This window comes from Vibrio sp. 1562 (assembly GCF_033340155.1).
Classification (GTDB): domain Bacteria; phylum Pseudomonadota; class Gammaproteobacteria; order Enterobacterales; family Vibrionaceae; genus Vibrio; species Vibrio alginolyticus.
On record NZ_JAWOVY010000771.1, the window covers coordinates 1 to 518 of the forward strand.

The following is a 518-nucleotide window of genomic DNA, read 5'->3' on the forward strand; positions in this document are numbered from 1 at the left end:
AACCCTTACGTCCCAACTTCTCATGCGAATGTGCGTTTCTTTATCGCCGAGAAAGAGGGCGAAGAACCAATTTGGTGGTTTGGGGGTGGTTTCGACCTGACTCCTTTCTATCCTTTCGAAGAAGATGGTCAGTCATGGCACGATACAGCTAAGGCAATCTGTGCCCTATTTGGTGAAGAAGTATATGCTGAACACAAAGCGTGGTGTGATAAGTACTTCTTCTTGCCACATCGAAACGAAACTCGTGGTGTTGGTGGTTTGTTCTTTGATGATTTGAATCACTGGGAGTTTGATAAGTGTTTCGATTACATCAAAGCGGTGGGTGAAGGCTATTGCCAAGCTTACTTGCCGATCGTGTCTCGTCGTAAAGACATCGAATATGGCGAGCGTGAACGTGAATTCCAACTTTACCGTCGTGGTCGTTATGTTGAGTTCAACTTAGTGTACGACCGTGGCACTTTATTCGGTTTACAAAGTGGTGGGCGTACCGAGTCGATTCTGATGTCGATGCCGCCGTT

1 protein-coding gene is annotated in these 518 nt (G+C 46.5%); it reads left to right on the top strand.

The window, feature by feature from the left end; genetic code table 11:
• Positions 1 to 518, top strand: a 518-nt coding sequence (locus tag R7Z49_RS27565; RefSeq protein ID WP_318112843.1) for an oxygen-dependent coproporphyrinogen-III oxidase, incomplete at both ends; no start/stop codon positions are given.